Annotated in this window: 12 protein-coding genes and 3 tRNA genes; 3 read left to right on the forward strand and 12 right to left on the reverse strand. The window is 54.0% G+C overall.

What is annotated here, in order from left to right; translation table 11 throughout:
• Position 1 precedes the first annotated feature (1 nt).
• Positions 2 to 1,306: a TRAP transporter large permease subunit gene (locus MIH18_RS04430; RefSeq protein WP_249008421.1), complete on the forward strand. Its 1,305-nt coding sequence runs from the start codon at positions 2 to 4 to the stop codon at positions 1,304 to 1,306.
• Positions 1,307 to 1,357: 51 nt separating this feature from the next.
• Entirely contained in the window at positions 1,358 to 1,915 is a 558-nt protein-coding gene (locus MIH18_RS04435; RefSeq protein ID WP_249008420.1) for a winged helix DNA-binding protein, read from the forward strand.
• Positions 1,916 to 1,944: 29 nt separating this feature from the next.
• Here MIH18_RS04435 and MIH18_RS04440 read toward each other — a convergent pair whose 3' ends face one another.
• The 10 genes from MIH18_RS04440 to alaS form a co-directional block, all read right to left on the reverse strand.
• Complete coding sequence (locus MIH18_RS04440) at positions 1,945 to 3,297, reverse strand: sigma-54 dependent transcriptional regulator (protein ID WP_249008419.1); 1,353 nt, start codon at positions 3,295 to 3,297, stop codon at positions 1,945 to 1,947.
• Positions 3,294 to 5,108 carry an ATP-binding protein gene (locus tag MIH18_RS04445; RefSeq protein ID WP_249014044.1) on the reverse strand — a complete coding sequence of 605 codons (1,815 nt, stop codon included), beginning with the start codon at positions 5,106 to 5,108 and terminating at the stop codon, positions 3,294 to 3,296. The genes MIH18_RS04440 and MIH18_RS04445 overlap by 4 nt, the downstream gene beginning before the upstream one ends.
• Before the next feature lie 115 nt (positions 5,109 to 5,223).
• Positions 5,224 to 7,404: a TRAP transporter permease gene (locus tag MIH18_RS04450; RefSeq protein WP_249014045.1), complete on the reverse strand. Its 2,181-nt coding sequence runs from the start codon at positions 7,402 to 7,404 to the stop codon at positions 5,224 to 5,226.
• 82 nt (positions 7,405 to 7,486) lie between these two features.
• Positions 7,487 to 8,464: a TAXI family TRAP transporter solute-binding subunit gene (locus MIH18_RS04455; protein WP_249008416.1), complete on the reverse strand. Its 978-nt coding sequence runs from the start codon at positions 8,462 to 8,464 to the stop codon at positions 7,487 to 7,489.
• A 290-nt stretch (positions 8,465 to 8,754) separates the two neighbouring features.
• Positions 8,755 to 8,831, reverse strand: a tRNA-Arg gene (locus tag MIH18_RS04460).
• A gap of 36 nt (positions 8,832 to 8,867) precedes the next feature.
• Positions 8,868 to 8,944 (reverse strand) — tRNA-Arg (locus tag MIH18_RS04465).
• A 70-nt stretch (positions 8,945 to 9,014) separates the two neighbouring features.
• Positions 9,015 to 9,104 (reverse strand) — tRNA-Ser (locus MIH18_RS04470).
• Between the two features lie 128 nt (positions 9,105 to 9,232).
• On the reverse strand, positions 9,233 to 9,430 hold the full coding sequence (csrA, locus tag MIH18_RS04475) for a carbon storage regulator CsrA (protein ID WP_249008415.1): 198 nt from the start codon (positions 9,428 to 9,430) through the stop codon (positions 9,233 to 9,235).
• A gap of 180 nt (positions 9,431 to 9,610) precedes the next feature.
• On the reverse strand, positions 9,611 to 10,849 hold the full coding sequence (locus tag MIH18_RS04480; protein ID WP_249008414.1) for an aspartate kinase: 1,239 nt from the start codon (positions 10,847 to 10,849) through the stop codon (positions 9,611 to 9,613).
• Positions 10,850 to 10,950: 101 nt separating this feature from the next.
• The gene (gene alaS, locus MIH18_RS04485; RefSeq protein ID WP_249008413.1) at positions 10,951 to 13,581 is read right to left on the reverse strand and encodes an alanine--tRNA ligase; all 2,631 of its coding nucleotides are present in this window, start codon (positions 13,579 to 13,581) and stop codon (positions 10,951 to 10,953) included.
• Positions 13,582 to 13,722: 141 nt separating this feature from the next.
• Between alaS and MIH18_RS04490 the strand changes: the two genes are divergently transcribed.
• A complete protein-coding gene (locus MIH18_RS04490) occupies positions 13,723 to 14,256 on the forward strand; it encodes an RDD family protein (RefSeq protein WP_249008412.1) in 534 nt (177 codons plus the stop codon).
• On the opposite strand, the gene lptG is transcribed toward MIH18_RS04490, so the two are convergent.
• Both lptG and lptF read right to left on the reverse strand, forming a co-directional pair.
• On the reverse strand, positions 14,253 to 15,314 hold the full coding sequence (gene lptG / locus MIH18_RS04495) for an LPS export ABC transporter permease LptG (protein WP_249008411.1): 1,062 nt from the start codon (positions 15,312 to 15,314) through the stop codon (positions 14,253 to 14,255). The genes MIH18_RS04490 and lptG overlap by 4 nt on opposite strands.
• Complete coding sequence (gene lptF, locus MIH18_RS04500; RefSeq protein ID WP_249008410.1) at positions 15,301 to 16,455, reverse strand: LPS export ABC transporter permease LptF; 1,155 nt, start codon at positions 16,453 to 16,455, stop codon at positions 15,301 to 15,303. The genes lptG and lptF overlap by 14 nt, the downstream gene beginning before the upstream one ends.
• Positions 16,456 to 16,596: the final 141 nt, after the last annotated feature.

A 16,596-nucleotide genomic window follows, 5' to 3' on the forward strand; every position in this document is an offset into this window, starting at 1 on the left:
CGTGGAAATGATCTGGATGAGCCTACTGCTTCTGGTGCTGCTGCTGGCATTGCTGGGCGCGGGTTTGTGGGTGGCGTTTTCGTTAACGGCCATCGGTTGTATTTCGCTGTATTTCTTCAGCAACGTTCCGGTGGGTGACAGCCTGTCAACTGCTTTTTACAGCGCCAGCGTGTCTTGGGAACTGGCCGCATTACCGATGTTTATCTGGATGGGTGAGGTGTTGTTCCGCTCTCGATTGTCTGAAGAAATGTTCAGCGGCATTTCACCTTGGGTGGGTAAGGTCCCGGGGAAGTTACTGCACACCAACATTTTGGGTTGTGGTATTTTCGCGGCGATTTCAGGATCGTCCGCCGCTACAGCAGCCACCATCGGCAAAATGTCGATACCGGAACTGACCCGCCGCGGCTATAACAAAAACCAGATACTGGGCACACTGGCCGGCTCTGCCACCCTGGGGCTGTTAATTCCACCCTCGATTATTCTGATTGTTTACGGTGTGGCCACCGAGCAATCGATTGCGCGTTTGTTTGTGGCAGGCATTCTGCCGGGCATTATGCTGATGCTGCTGTTTAGCGGCTATGTGATGATTTGGTCACTGCTGAACCCAGATGGCATTCCGACGGGCGAAGCCGAACACCTGTCTTTTCGCGCTAAACTGCGTCGCAGCCGCCCGTTAATTCCTGTGATGCTGCTGATAATTGGTGTGATCGGCTCTATCTATGGCGGCCTGGCCTCACCCACAGAGTCTGCTGCCGTTGGCGTCGCACTGGCTCACCTGTTGTCGTGGAAAGGCGGCTCTATGAGCCGTGATACTTTTATCAGCGGGCTGATGGGTACGGTAAAAACGTCGTCCATGATTGCTTTTATACTGATGGGTGCCCACTTTCTGACCACCTCAATGGCCTTTACCGGTATCCCTCGTGAACTGGCTACCTGGATCAACACTCTGGACCTTTCGCCCAATATGCTGTTGCTGGCATTGACCCTGTTCTTCATTCTGCTGGGCTGCTTTCTGGATGGTATTTCCGTAGTGGTACTGACTACATCGGTGATTCTGCCGATGGTGCAAGCCGCTGGCATTGACCCGCTCTGGTTTGGTATCTACCTGGTGATTGTGGTGGAAATGAGCCAGATTACGCCGCCGGTTGGCTTCAATCTGTTCGTGATTCAGGGCCTGACCGGGGAAAATATTTTGCGCATTGCCTGGGCCGCTTTGCCCTATTTCCTGCTGATTCTGAGCGCAGTGGTACTCATAACGCTGTTCCCTGCCATCGTCACGTATCTGCCCAGCCAAATGGGCAGATAAGGCAACACAGCACTGACTAATCATGATTGTTAACAACGGTGACATCACGTTATGAAAACAAAAAATTCGGCGAACGGCTCTAGCGAGAGCGCAACAGCACGGCGCAATGTTGGGCCCATTGTGTCCTCTGCCCACCTGGCCTCTGGCCGTGCAGTGGAGCTTTCAGAGTTGGAGTTTGGCCTTATTGTGGCCGGCAATGCCTTTGATCGCTGGATGGTGCGCTGTATGAATGCAGCCGGGCTGCATGACTTAAGCCAACTGGACGTGCTGGTGCTGCACAGCGTGAACCACCGCGATCGCGCAAAAAAATCCGCCGACATCTGCTTGGTGCTAAATGTGGAAGACAGCCACACCGTCACCTACTCCCTGAAAAAACTGCTTAAACACGGCGTAGTGACTTCCGAAAGGCGCGGTAAAGAAACCTATTATTCGGTGACTGAAAAAGGTGACGATGTGTGCAAACGCTACGCCGAAATCCGTGAAAACTGTCTGGTGGATTCACTGCGAACGCTGGGATTTGCCAACAGCGATCTGGGCGAAGTGGCTAGTTTTTTGCGCGGCATTTCCGGCCTGTACGATCAGGCCGCACGCTCGGCGGCCTCGCTGTAAAAGCCGGCAGAGCGGCAAGGTGAAAACCTTCACTCTTTGAACTCGGCTTTGTCCAGACCGTGTTTTTTCATCTTGTCGTACAGGGTTTTGCGCGCAATGCCGAGTTCAACCATGGTGTCTTTAATGCTGCCATGGCAGGCATTCAAAGCACTGGTTAAGGCCAGGCGTTCAAAGCCGTCCATCAGTTCCGCCAGTGTGCGGCGGCCGTTCACGTTGGCATCTTGAGCCGTGTCGGTCTCATCCAAAGCTGCCGGGCCCAGCAACACATAACGCTCGGCCAGATTGCGCAGTTCGCGCACGTTGCCGGGCCAGTCGTGGTGCGTCAGTTTAGTTGCCTGGCCCGCGTTCAACGGGATGCTTTCGCGATCGTAGCGGGCCGCAGCAATCAACACAAAGTGGTGAAACAGCGTGGGAATGTCTTCCTTGCGCTCGCGCAATGGCGGGATATCCACTTTCACCACATTCAGGCGGTAGTATAAGTCTGCACGAAACACGCCCTCGTCACTGAGGGTTTTCAGATTGGATTTGGTGGCGGCAATAATGCGCACATCCACCTGCTGCACATGGTTGCTACCCAGGCGCTCAACTTTCTGTTCTTCAAGCACCCGCAGCAGTTTAATTTGCAGTGGCATGGGCATGCTTTCCACTTCATCCAGAAACAACGTGCCCTGGTGGGCGTGCTCTATTTTACCAATACGGCGTTTTTCCGCACCGGTAAAGGCCCCCGCTTCGTGGCCGAACAGCTCACTTTCAATCAGATTTTCCGGCACCGCACCGCAATTAATCGCGACAAAATTATGGCTGCTGCGCCGGCTGTTTTCGTGAATGTAGCGCGCCAATGCGTCTTTGCCCGAACCGGTTTCGCCATACAGCAGAATATTCGCGGAAATGTCCAAAATCGGATCAATGGTGGCCATCACCTTTTGCATAGTGGCCGAACCACCCAGAATTCGCGGGCCGGGTTTTGCCAGCTGCTTCAACTGGGCCTTCAGACGGCGGTTTTCCAATGCCAGCTGGCGCTTTTCCAACGCGTGGCGCAGCAGTTCCACCAGCTCTTCCTGGTTAAACGGCTTTTCGATGAAGTCATAGGCGCCCTGCTGCATGGCGCTCACCGCAGTGCTGATATCGCCCTGCCCGGTCAGAATGATGACCGGTATGGTGTCGTCAAGCTGCTGCAGGCGGCTGAGCAGCTGCAGGCCATCCATTTTTGGCATGTTGTAATCGCATAGAACAACGCCGTTATAGTCGCGACCGATTTCCACTAGCGCATCAGCGGCATTGTCAAAACAGGTCACCGCCAGATCATCCAGGGTCAGAGCCTGGGCAATGGCTTTACGTATATCCGGCTCGTCATCCACGAAGATTACATCAGTCTGACTCATACCTGGGTGTCCCGCTTTTTCAGTGTAAATTCAAATTCCGCGCCATCGCCATCGCTGCGATTGCGGCCGCTCAAACGGCCGCCAAGCGCATCCACAATCTGGCGCGAGATGGATAGCCCCAGCCCGAGGCCCTGCTTAACCGGTTTAGTGGTGTAAAACGGTTCGAACAGTTGCTCGGTATTGGTCGGCAGGCCACGGCCATTGTCACGCACCCGGCACAGCCAATAGCCCTGATGCTCCGCCACGTCTATGGTGATAACCGGCTGCGAGCAACCCTCTAAAGCGTGCACGGCGTTGGCCAGAAGGTTCACCAGTACCTGCTCGATGCGGATTTGATCACCATGGCACCAGGTCGGCTGTGCCGGCCGTAGCCATTGAATGTCAATATCGCCGCTGTTTTTCTGGGCCGCGATGATCTTCACAGAGGCGTCCACCGCCGGGCGTAAATCGACAATGCTGGGCGGCCCTTCGGATTTGCGCGCGAACACTTTGAACTGGCGAGTCAGCTCAGCTATTTTGTCGCACAGCAGCACGATCTCTGCCAGGTTGGCGTCTACCATATCGCTGGCGCCTTTTTGCAGAAAACGCCGACTGTTGCGAGCGTAAGTCTGAATCGCCGTCAACGGCTGGCTCATTTCATGGTTCAAGCCCGCAGACATCTGACCCAAAACCGCAAGCTTTGCGGCCTGTATCAGCTCTTGCTGGGTTTCCCGCAGATCGGTCTGAGCTTGCTCACGCTGCTGTATCTCTTCCACTAACATCTGGTTAGAGCGTTCAAGATCCGCGGTGCGCTCAGCCACGTTCAACTCTAGCTGTTCGCCGCGCAGGGCCAGCTCGGCCTCGCGGCGATAGCGCTCACGCAAGTACAGCCAGGTCAGCAACACCCCAAAGTAAAGCGCCATGCCTCCAAGCAAAAAGCCCAAGCGGGTCCAGATAACCGACTGGGTACTCACCATTATCTGCAGCGTCCAGTCCATTCGTGGCAAAGGCGTGCGAACGCTGAGGTATTCATGACCTCCGCCATTTTCACCAATACGAACGGTGCCGGACGAGCTCGACAGGCCCCAGGGCTTATCCAGGTAGTCCAACTGCACCGGTTCCAGATCTCGCTCCGGATAGCGTCTGCGCGAGGCCTCTCCGGGTGCGGGACCATCGCTGCCGGTAAAGTCACGGTAAAGCCAACGGGGCTGACTGGACAAAAAACTCACTCCGGCGGCGTCCAGCACCAGCATTTCGGCTTCGCGCCTTGAGGCCGGTCGTACCCACTGAGATTCCAGTTCATGCACCAGCACTTTGACCGCTACAACACCCAGCATCTGGCCGCGTCCGTCATGAACCGGGTGGGAAAAGTACAGACCGCGCACCCCAGAGGTGGAACCCAAGGCGAAATAAATGGCAGAACCGTTTCTTTTGATCGCTTCGTAAAAATACGGTCGAAAACTGAAGTTGCGACCGACAAAGCTGTCGGCCTGCTGGTAATTATTGGCCGCGATGGTCAAGCCAGACATATCCATCAGGTATACATCTGAGCTGCCCACAATGGTGGCCATGCGTTGCATTTGCTCGTTGGCCTGCAGAATGACACCCGTGTTATCTGGCATGCTCAACGCAGTTGCCAGCAGCGGATGTTCGGCCATCAATTCGGGAATGGGTAAGTACCGGTTCAGCTCATTGGCCACTAACTGGCGATAACGGAAAGATTCCACCAGGCTCTCCTGTTCTACCTGACGGTACCCTACCCAGCCGCCCAAAATCCAAGCCGTCAGAAGCACCACCACAAACACCAGCACAGCGCCAAAACGGAAGAACATACACTGGCCTCTAAAACACCATTAAAAGCACCGTTAAAAACCCTGGGCGGGCGCCGGAACCGGCACAAAATAACACCGTTTATGGGTTATTCTGCACCGAGCCCGGCGCCGAAGCTCAGGCTACCGCCGGGCGATCACGGCGCTTGCGCTGGATAATATAAGCTGCGACCGCCATACCGATACCCGTCAGATCCGTTATCCACCCGCCCTCAATCATCAGCAAGGCCGCTGTGATCAGCAGTATGCGGGTTATCCACGACGCTGACACGTCAGCAAACCAGCCCAGTACGCCGCCTGACAGGATATAAACCCCAAACAGCGCGGTAACCAGCGAACGCGCAATTTCAAACCATTCGGCGTTCATCAACAAAGCGCCATTATAAAAGAACATAAATGGAACAATGAAGGCGGCAATACCAATACGGAACGATGCCACCGAGGTTTCCATAGCGTTGGCCCCGGAAATACCGGCTGCTGCGTAAGATGCCAGAGCAACCGGCGGAGTAATCGCGGAAACGACGGCAAAGTAGAACACAAAGAAGTGCGCCGTCAGAGGTTCGATACCCAGCTGTACCAGTCCCGGAGCTACCACCGACGCGGCCACTGCATAAGCGGCCGTGGTGGGCATCCCCATGCCCAGTAAAATGGAAATGAACATGGCAAAGATCAGTGCCAGTAATTGGCTGGTCGCAGCCACGTCCAGCAACAACACCGAGAATCGTGCGCCCACGCCGGTCAGCGAGATAACGCCCACAATCACGCCAGCTGCGGCACACACCACAATAATCTGGATGGCCATGTACGACGCCATTTCCAATGCCTTCAGAATAAGGCCTATGCCCATCTTGTTGGGCGAAAACCAACTCACCACCGCAGCGGAAATAGTGGCCAGAGTACCGGCACGAATCACCGAATAACCCATAAATAACGCCACAATCAGAATAATAATCGGCACGAACAGGTAGACCTGCTTGATCAAATTGCGAAGTTTCGGCAACTCATCTTCGCGCATGCCACGCATGCCGGTTTTGGCGGCTTCAAAATCCACCATGAAGTACACCGAAGCAAAATACAGGATCGATGGAATAATCGCAGCAATCGCAATTTCGGTGTAAGGAATACCGGTAATTTCCGCCATGATAAAGGCGCCAGCGCCCATGATCGGTGGCATGATCTGGCCGCCGGTAGACGCCGCCGCTTCCACCGCGCCGGCGGATTTTTTGCTGTAACCGACTTTTTTCATTAACGGAATGGTTAACGAACCGGTGGACACCACGTTGCCGGCACTGGTGCCGTTGATCATACCCATCAGGCCAGAGGCAAAAATAGACACCTTGGCGGGGCCTCCGCGTGAGCGGCCAGCGACGGAAAAAGCAAAGTTCACAAAGTAATCACCCACTTTCGAAGCCTGCAGAAACGCCGCAAAAATGATGAATAGAATAATGTAGGTAGACGACACAGCCGTGGTGGGCCCAAGAATACCGGCATCGGTATACACTTGGCTGAAAAAGCGCTGAACCGACAAACCGGGATAGCCGAGAAAGCCCGGCAGATAGGGCCCGGCAAATACATACACCAAAAACACCAGGCCGATAATAACCAAAGCCAGGCCAGCCATACGGCGAGTCAGCTCCATTATCAGCGCAACACCGGCAACCGCAGCAAAGGAGATACCAATAGGTGCAAACGATGTGCCCGTCGCCATCCGCATAGAGGTGTTATAGGCCACTAAAAAGTAAGCAGCTACCGCAATTGAACATACCACCAACACCAGGTCCGGCAGGCTGAAGCGCGAGCGTTCTCGCTGATGAAACCAGCTCATGATAATCGTCACGCCCGTTACAGCAAGCAGCGGCCAGCCGAAATGCCAGGTTTCCAGGTTAACGGGGATGCGCAAAGCACCGTCTTGTACCATTTGCCAGAAGGTGAACACCTGATAGCACACATAAAGCGCAGGCAACATGGCAACAGCACTCACCCAGGTGGTCCAGCGATGGCGGGCGCCGCCCTCTTCAGCGGACACAAAACGGGCACCGGCAAACAGTATGAAGCCCAATATCAGGGCACCAGCGATGTGCACAATCCGGAAAGACCAGGTTTCCAAAGGCGCAATATTCAGGGCATAAAGATGAAACGACGAGTAACCAATGGCTAACAGCGTCACAAACTTCAACAGGTTGCCTTCAAACAGACGGCGATTGTTTGCTACGGGTTCTTCGTCCACATCATGGGCAAGCACATGATCTTGGCTCTCCTCAACGTCAGAAAAGTCTTTGGGCTTTTGTTCGAGGGTCATGGGATATCCTGCCAGCAGGCAAATCGGAGCCGGCAAGCAGCCGGCAAATTAACCGGAGGCGCAGGCGCCCCCGGTGACAGCGTTACTTGATGTTGCTTTGCTCGATGGTGTAACCGTTTTCGTTGAACCAGCGCGCCGCGCCTTTGTGCCATGGCAGTACTTTATTCTTGGTGTAGTTTTCAGGAATAGAGAATCGGGCTGCCTTATGAATCGACACCATTCTTTCGTTGTTTTCCATGGTCAGCTTGGTAATTTCATACACAAGGCTCTCAGGTACGTCGCAATTGGCTATGGAGAAGTTCCACATAGACACTACGCGAGATTCCTTTTCCAATGACTGATAGGTGTTTGCCGGAATGATGAATTCGGATACGGGGAAGTTATCAACCACTTTTTTTGCTTCGGCGTCGGTCATACCGATGATGTTTACATCGGTCTGCACTTCCAGCTGACTGACCGCAGGAATCGGAATGCCAGCGGCAAAAGCGATAACATCAATCAGGCCGTCCTGTAACTGGGTACCCAGGTCCGACCAGCTGCCGTTACGGCGCTCGAAGTTCACACCAAGCGTTTCCATCATGCGTGGAAAGTAGGTATCTGAAGTGGATCCAGCCGGACCAAAGCCGATGGTTGCGCCATCGGGGATGTCAGAAATCGAGGTAATACCGGTGCTGGTTAGAGCCGTTACGGAAAACGGAGTTTCGTACATGGGGAACATGGCACACACGTTGTCCATCTTCAGGCCTGGCGCCAATGGGCTGTTGCCGTCCATAGATTCCCGTGCCGGGCCCAGCGTGGTCAAACCAAACTTCAGGTCGCCGGTGTGTACCAGAGCCATATTCTGCATCGGGCCGCCGGTGATTTCAGCGCCGCCTGACACGCCCAGTTTTTCTGCAACAAAGTTGGCCCATCCAGCACCGTACGCGAAGTAAGTGCCACCCTGGCTGGCGGTGCCTACGGTGAAGTTGTCAGGCCAACCTGCCCGATCTTGAGCGACGACCGGATTTGCGACGGCCAGCGTGGAGGCGAATGCCACTGCCATAACGGCTTGGGTTTTCATAAAGAATGCTCTCCGAATCATTGTGTTGTTTTAGTATTCAACGACGCCTGTACGACCCCGCGTGACATTCAACTATGCAATTAACGAGCCAAATAAAAATTAATCATATAAAACATATATTTATATTTCGTATAGGTTTTTTGGGGGTCGAAAATGGGTGGAAAACGACACATTCTAGAGAAACAGGGAAGAAATACGGGTAAGTAATGACACGTACGGCGAGATGCAAAGGCCCAATGCAAAACGCCCCGAACTGTGTTTCCACAGATCGGGGCGTTTTGGACTTCACATGGTGCGGCTGGGAGGATTCGAACCTCCGACCGCCTGGTTCGTAGCCAGGTACTCTATCCAGCTGAGCTACAGCCGCTAAAACTTGGGTTTACAAAAACTAATACATGAAAAGTGGTGCGGCTGGGAGGATTCGAACCTCCGACCGCTCGGTTCGTAGCCGAGTACTCTATCCAGCTGAGCTACAGCCGCACGTTGATCACTTTCTTTTCTTTGGTTGACTGCAACATCAACCAGCCCTCTTACTTCCTATAATAGGAAATGGCGGAGAGGGAGGGATTCGAACCCTCGGTACACTTGCGCGTACGGTTCCTTAGCAGGGAACTGGTTTCAGCCACTCACCCACCTCTCCTTGAGAACGGGGCGTATACTACCACGTTTTTTTCGTTTTCATAGGGTTGAACGAATTTTTTTACATTTGGCGTTCATTAAAATAAAAAAAACCGCTCCAAAATTCGCAAGCGGCTTTTCTCTAACCAGCTAATGGTTGCCCGGCTCAGCCTCATCGGAACTCTTCTCCGCCTGAATGCGCTGATAAATCTCTTCGCGGTGAACAGCAACCTCTTTGGGCGCATTCACACCAATCCGTACCTGGTTTCCCTTAACCCCAAGCACAGTGACGGTTACTTCGTCACCCACCATCAGGGTCTCGCCTACGCGGCGCGTTAAAATTAACATATCTCTACTCCCTCTGAAAAAGCGACCTGTTCTTGAATAGGTGCTTCGTACGCGCACATTTATAGCGGAATTACGCGCCTTCCTGAAACCGCACATTCCCTTATACGGAACTGTGCGTTAGCCGGTTCGGCGAATGAAAGTCCTATCAGGCGATGATACAGCGGGCATAGGCCCATTGCGTCAAGCTTCTGCCTCTACCAGGGGCTTGTCCAGTTCAAAAGCCGAATGAAGCGCTCTAACCGCAAGCTCAAGGTACTTCTCTTCAATCACTACGGAAATTTTTATTTCCGAAGTAGAAATCATCTGAATGTTAATACCTTCGTTAGACAGCGCCTCGAACATCTTGGTAGCAACGCCCGCGTGAGAACGCATACCGACACCAACGATACTCACTTTGGCGATTTTTTCGTCTCCGATGACTTCACGTGCACCTAACTCAGCCGCTACAGTGCGCAGCACCTCGCCGGCGCGTTTGAAGTCGTGACGTAGAACCGTAAATGTAAAGGCGGTTTTATTGTCTTCACCCACGTTCTGTACGATCATGTCCACTTCAATATTGGCATCACTAATCGGCTTCAGAATACGCAGTGCACTGCCAGGCGTATCCGGCACACCGGATATGGTCAGCTTGGCTTCGTCACGATTGAATGCAATGCCAGAAACCAGCGGTTGCTCCATAGTGTTATCATCCTCAGTGGTAATCAGGGTGCCCTCACCTTCCTGAAAGCTGGACAGCACCCGTAACGGAACGTTGTATTTACCCGCAAATTCCACAGCGCGAATCTGCAGCACTTTGGATCCCAGACTGGCCATTTCCAACATTTCTTCAAAGGTAATGTGAGTCAGCCTGCGAGCGGAATCTACCACTCGCGGGTCAGTGGTGTAGACCCCGTCCACATCGGTGTAAATCTGGCATTCATCGGCTTTCAGCGCTGCTGCCAAGGCCACCGCGGTAGTGTCTGAACCACCGCGACCAAGGGTGGTAATATCACCCAGATCGTCCACTCCCTGAAAACCTGCCACCACGACCACACGGCCGGCATTCAGATCTTCACGCACATTTTTTTCATCAATGTGCTGAATACGGGCCTTTGTGTGGGCACGGTCGGTTAGGATGCGCACCTGTGAGCCCGTGTAAGAGCGGGCCTCGCAACCCAGTTTCTGTAATGCCATCGACAAGAGTGCAATGGTCACCTGTTCGCCGGTAGACAGCAGCACGTCCATTTCACGCTGGCCGGGCTCATCGGTAATGGTATTAGCCAAGCCAATCAACCGATTAGTTTCACCGCTCATGGCTGACACCACGACGACGATGTCGTGCCCGGCCTTACGAAAGCCAAAAACCTTCTGAGCAACCGCTTCGATACGCTCAGTGGTGCCTACCGAGGTGCCACCGAATTTCTGTACATACAAAGCCATAGTATTCCCACTGTCTAGACCGGGACTCAGGGCGGAGGTTGCTCCGCCCATCAAATCAATCGGGGGCGATTATAAACCCTCACCCGCAGCTACAACATGCGTTACTGACTATTTTTTTCAACCCAGCCAGCAACGCCCGCTAGAACCTCAGTGAGCCTGGAGGCATCGTTACCCCCGCCCTGAGCCATGTCAGGACGGCCACCGCCCTTACCATCCAGCTGCGCGCACAGGTGCTTCATAATGTCGCCGGCCTTGACTCTACCGGTCGCTGATTTGGTTACACCAGATACAAGTGTGACCTTGCCACCTTCAACGCTGGCCAAAACCACGACGCCCTCACCTAACTTGTTTTTCAGCTGGTCGGCCGTTTCCATCAGCGCCTGGCGATCCGCTCCCGGCATTTCAGCGGCAACCACCTTTAAGCCCGCCACTTCAACCGCAGACGACGCTAAATCGCTGCCGGCTGAGCTCGCCAGTTTGGCCTTCAAGCCGTCGATTTCTTTCTCCAGCTGACGGTTACGATCCAATGTCTGCTGTACTTTCTCGACCAGCGACTCGCGGGAGCCTTTCACCAGCCTGGCCGCTTCGCGCAAGGTGCGTTCGGCGCTGTCTACCCATTCCAGCGCACCAAAACCGGTGACCGCTTCAATGCGGCGAACGCCGGAAGCGATACCGCTTTCAGAGGTAATGCGCAGTAAACCAATATCACCGGTGCGATTGACGTGGGTACCACCGCAAAGTTCAACCGAGTAGCCATCTGAGCCCATGCTCAGAACCCTGACGGAATCGCCGTACTTTTCACCAAACAGCGCCAGCGCGCCCTTGGCCTGGGCCTGCTCCATGTCAGTCACTTCTGTGGCTACCGGGGTATTTCCCAGAATCTGCTGATTAACCTGGCGTTCGATTTCCTGCAGCTCTGCGGCGCTAACGGCCTCGAGGTGCGAGAAGTCAAAACGCAATTTGTCCGGGTCTACCAGCGAGCCTTTCTGGCTAACGTGTTCGCCCAGGACCTTGCGCAAAGCCGCGTGCAATAGGTGGGTGGCGGAGTGATTACGCTTGGTGCGCTCACGGCGCTCATGATCAATACGCGCATCCACTTCCAGGCCTGGGAACAGCTCACCTTCAACCACCGTGCCGATATGAAGGTGGTTGTTGCCCTCTTTGCGGGTGTCGGTTACTTGAAAGCGGCCGCCGCTCCAGGTCAATAATCCGGTGTCGCCGACCTGGCCGCCAGACTCCGCATAAAACGGCGTGCGCTCCAGCACAATAATAGCTTCGTCGCCGGCTTCCGCGTTTTTGTGTTCACTGCCAATAATCACCGAGCGAATGCGCTCGTGACCATCAATATTCTGGTACCCGCTAAATTCGGTCACGCCCTCAAGCTTCAGGCTTTCCGCGTTGTAATCAATACCAAACTTGCTGGCCGCCCGGGCGCGCTCGCGCTGAGCTTCCATCGCTTTTTCGTAGCCTTGGTAATCCAGAGTCAAACCGCGTTCACGGGCGATGTCGTTGGTCAGGTCTACCGGGAAGCCATAGGTGTCGTACAGAGCGAACACGGTTTCGCCAGGAATCACGTCGCCTATAAGCTCGGCAATGTCTTGCTCTAACAGGCGCAGGCCGTTATCCAGGGTTTTTACAAACTGCTCTTCTTCTTGCAGCAGTACTTTTTCGATCTGTTTATGGCTGCTGACCAGCTGCGGGAAGGCTTCGCCCATCAACTCAACCAGCGCACCGACCAACTTGTAGAAGAAGGGGCCGTTGGCACCGAGCTTGTTACCGTGGCGGGCGGCGCGGCGGATGATCCGGCGCAATACAAAACCACGGCCCTCATTTGACGGCATAACACCATCGGCAATCAGAAAGCAGCAGGAGCGGATATGATCTGCCACGACACGCAGCGAAGCTTCGGTAGTGGCAACGCCACCGAGCACGTCAGAGGCGGCTTTCAGTAAATCCTGAAACAGGTCAATTTCATAGTTACTGTGCACGCCCTGCAATACCGCGGTCACTCGCTCCAGACCCATGCCAGTGTCTACCGACGGTTTAGGCAGGTTAAGCATTTCGCCGTTAGCGGTGCGGTTATACTGCATGAACACCACGTTCCAAATTTCTATGTAGCGGTCGCCGTCTTCGTCCGGGCTTCCCGGAGGGCCACCGGCTACATCAGGGCCGTGATCAAAAAAGATCTCGGAACAGGGGCCGCAAGGGCCGGTATCGCCCATCTGCCAGAAATTATCTGACGAGTAGCGGCCGCCGGCGTTGTCGCCAATACGGACAATGCGCTCGGCAGGCACGCCAATTTCCTGGTTCCAGATATCAAAGGCTTCGTCGTCTTCAGCGTATACCGTGATCCACAACTTTGCTTTTGGCAGGTTCAGCCACTGTTCAGAGGTCAAAAAATTCCAGGCAAAATTGATGGCTTCGCGCTTGAAATAATCGCCAAAGCTGAAATTGCCCAGCATTTCAAAAAACGTATGGTGGCGGGCGGTGTAACCGACGTTTTCCAGATCGTTGTGCTTGCCGCCGGCGCGCACGCATTTTTGCGAACTGGTGGCGCGAGTGTAATCACGCTGTTCACGGCCAAGGAACAGGTCCTTGAACTGGTTCATGCCCGCGTTCGTAAACAACAAAGTGGGATCGTCTGCCGGCACCAGTGAACTACTGGGAACAATGGCATGGCCCTGCTGTTTGAAGTATTCAAGAAACGCCTGTCGCAACTCTGCCGTTTTCATAGCCCTTTAATACCTTTCCATAAACCCGACGAAAACTGCGCCAGGTTCGCGATTGAATTCGGATACTTACATGATTGTACAAATCGGATACTCTAGCACACGCCAACACCCTGAAAAACGTGAAACATCACCGGAGACCGCATGCCCAAACGCTTTAACGATGCTGACGTGCTTTTGCCGCCGGCAACCGGACTGAAACGTGGCTTGGCCATTACTTACGACGCACTCATCAGCATTGCCGTGCTCTTGGTTGCCACCTGGATATACACCATAATCGCCGGCCAGCTAACCGGTTGGGAAAAATACGAACAAATGGCAGCTGCTGGGCAGATTAAAGGCGGCCCGGGCCTGACATTTACCCTGTTTCTGGTGCTATACCTGTTCTTCGGTTATTTTTGGACCAAAATGGGTCAAACACTTGGAATGCAGGTGTGGCGGGTGCGCATTCAGAATCTGGACGGCGTATCGGTGAGCTGGAGTCAGGCTCTGCGCCGTTATGTGACGGCGGCCGCTGTTGTGTTTCTGGCATTACTGGCAGGCTTCTACCTGGGCGCTGTCAGCTTGCTATTTTCCATTCCTGTGATCGTTACTCTGTTTGTACCCATTAACGGGCTGTCGCTGACCGACCGAATGTCAGACAGCGTTGTCGTTGAGGTCGAAAAGAAGAAACTCTAACCTGCACGACGCATTAGTAAAATACCAATGCCAGCGTTCACCGCGATAGGCACCAGTACCGCCAGAATGGGTTCGAAACCGTAGACCACGCTCATTGGTCCCAACAAGTCTTGCATGTACTTAAACGACAGGCCTACCAACAGACCGGTAAACACCCGAAAGCCCATGGTGACCGAGCGCAGAGGGCCAAAGATAAACGAAATTGCCACTAACACCATCACCGCGGTTCCCAGTGGCATTAACGTCTTCTTCCAAAACGCTAACCAATAGCGCGATGCGCTCAAGCCCTGCTCGTCCAGATAGCGGGCGTAAGTCAGCAGGCCGGTCATCGCCAGGTTCTCTGGCTTTACAATCAATACGCTCAGTACGCTGGGTGACAAACCAGACTCCCAACGCAGCTGGTCATGAGTCACCCGGGTGGTGCCCTGCTCTGCCAGCTTGGTGGTTTGTACGTTTTCAAGAATCCAGTGATCGCCTTGGTAAATCGCCCGCTCGGCAAAACTGGCGGCTAACAACTGGCGCTGCTCGTTAAAGCGGAACATGGAAATACCAAAAAGCACACCACTGGGCTGCACGGCGTTCATGTGAATAAATACATTACCTTCGCGATGCCACAAACCCGACGCCGCGGCCACGTTGCTACCTGCACCCAGCGCAACGGCTTTTCCACTTTGTGCCATGCGCTCCGCCGGCGGCGCCAGGTATTCGCCGATACCCACGCCCAATAGCACCACAAACAGCGCCGGTTTCATGGCAGACCAGACAATGCGCTTTATGGAAACGCCAGCGGCGCGAATAACCGTCAGCTCGGAAGAGCTGGCCATCGAACCCAATCCCACCAGGCAGCCCATAAACGCGCCTAACGGCAAGTAATCGTAAATTCGTCGCGGCAGCGTCAGAAACACATACCACAGAGCATCTAAGGTCTGATAGTTATTGGCGGTGCCGTCCAACTCGGCAATAAATGCGAAAATCAAATCCAGCGACAGCACCACCACCATCACCAAAAACATGGCGCCGCCAACGGTTTTCATCACATAGCGGTCAATCTTTTGCATCGGTAGACCCCGCAAGCTCTGCACGCTGTAAGCGGCGCTTTCGCAACCAGGCCGGGCCGAACTGCAGCCAAAGCCCCAGAGCCAAAAACAATCCGTGCACCCAGAACATGCCAATCCACTCTGGCACTTTGCCTTCGGCCAGCGCATCACGAGCCACAATCAATAGGCCGAGATAGGTGATATACACCAACATCGCAGGCAATAGATGGAAGAACCGGCCCTGACGCGGGTTTACCCGGCTCAACCGAACCGCCAGCAGGGTCACCACCGGCACAATAAAGGGCAACGAAAAACGCCAATGCAGCAGCGCTCGCTGTTGCGGGTCGTTAGACTTCATCAATTGCTCGGTACTCAGACCTTCTTCCAGCTCTTTTGTACCACTCTTGCCGCTGACAATTTTTAGACCGTAAGCTTCAAATTCGGTGGTGTTGTAATCCAGTTGGCCGGCGTTGCCTGCGTAGCGCCCGCCGTCTTTCAAAATCAGAAAACGGCTTCCTGTCTGGGCGTCTACCAACTGGGTGCCCGTTTCGGCGGTGATTATGGTCAAACCTTCGCCATTCTTGCCAAACTCGGCAATAAATACACCCTGCAGCTCGCGCTTGTCGTCGCTCAGCCCTTCGGTGTAAGTCACTCGCCCACCAGAGGTAAAGTCCTGAAAGCGCCCGGGCGCCAATAGTTCGAATTCGGTGGCTTTGCGCTGTTCGTTGAATATCTCCTCGACCTGTTTCATGCCCCAAGGCGATACATAAAGACTCATGGCAGCCACTACCAGCATCACCGGCAAGCTGCCAATCAGGGTTTGGCGCAAAATATCGCCTTCACTGACGCCGCAGGCAAGCAACACGGTCATCTCGCTTTCCAGATACATGCGGCCGTAGGCCAATAAAATGCCAATAAACAGACCTAAGGGCAAAATCAGTTCTAAAAAACCGGGAAACCGATAGGCCATCACTGAAAACAGCACACCCGCAGAAATTTCACCTTCTGCCGCATTACCCAGATACTTTAAAAAGCGCCCGCTCATGAACACCATCAGCAGAATGGTGGACACAGCAATCATACTGATCATGACCTGACGAATGAGATAGCGAAAAATAATAGTCAAAGCGGTCTCTCTGGCCGAGCCGGTAACGGCGCCCATTGATGGAGGAAAACGCCAGCAGCGGCTATTCTAAGTAACCTTGCAGACGATTGACAGGGCCACGCCGCGCCCAGCAAGCTAGCCATAAGTCCGCGCCAATGCTTGATAATTCATCGCATTGCCCCAATGCTAGTAGTCATA

This window comes from Marinobacter sp. M3C (assembly GCF_023311895.1).
Taxonomy (GTDB): Bacteria; Pseudomonadota; Gammaproteobacteria; order Pseudomonadales; family Oleiphilaceae; genus Marinobacter.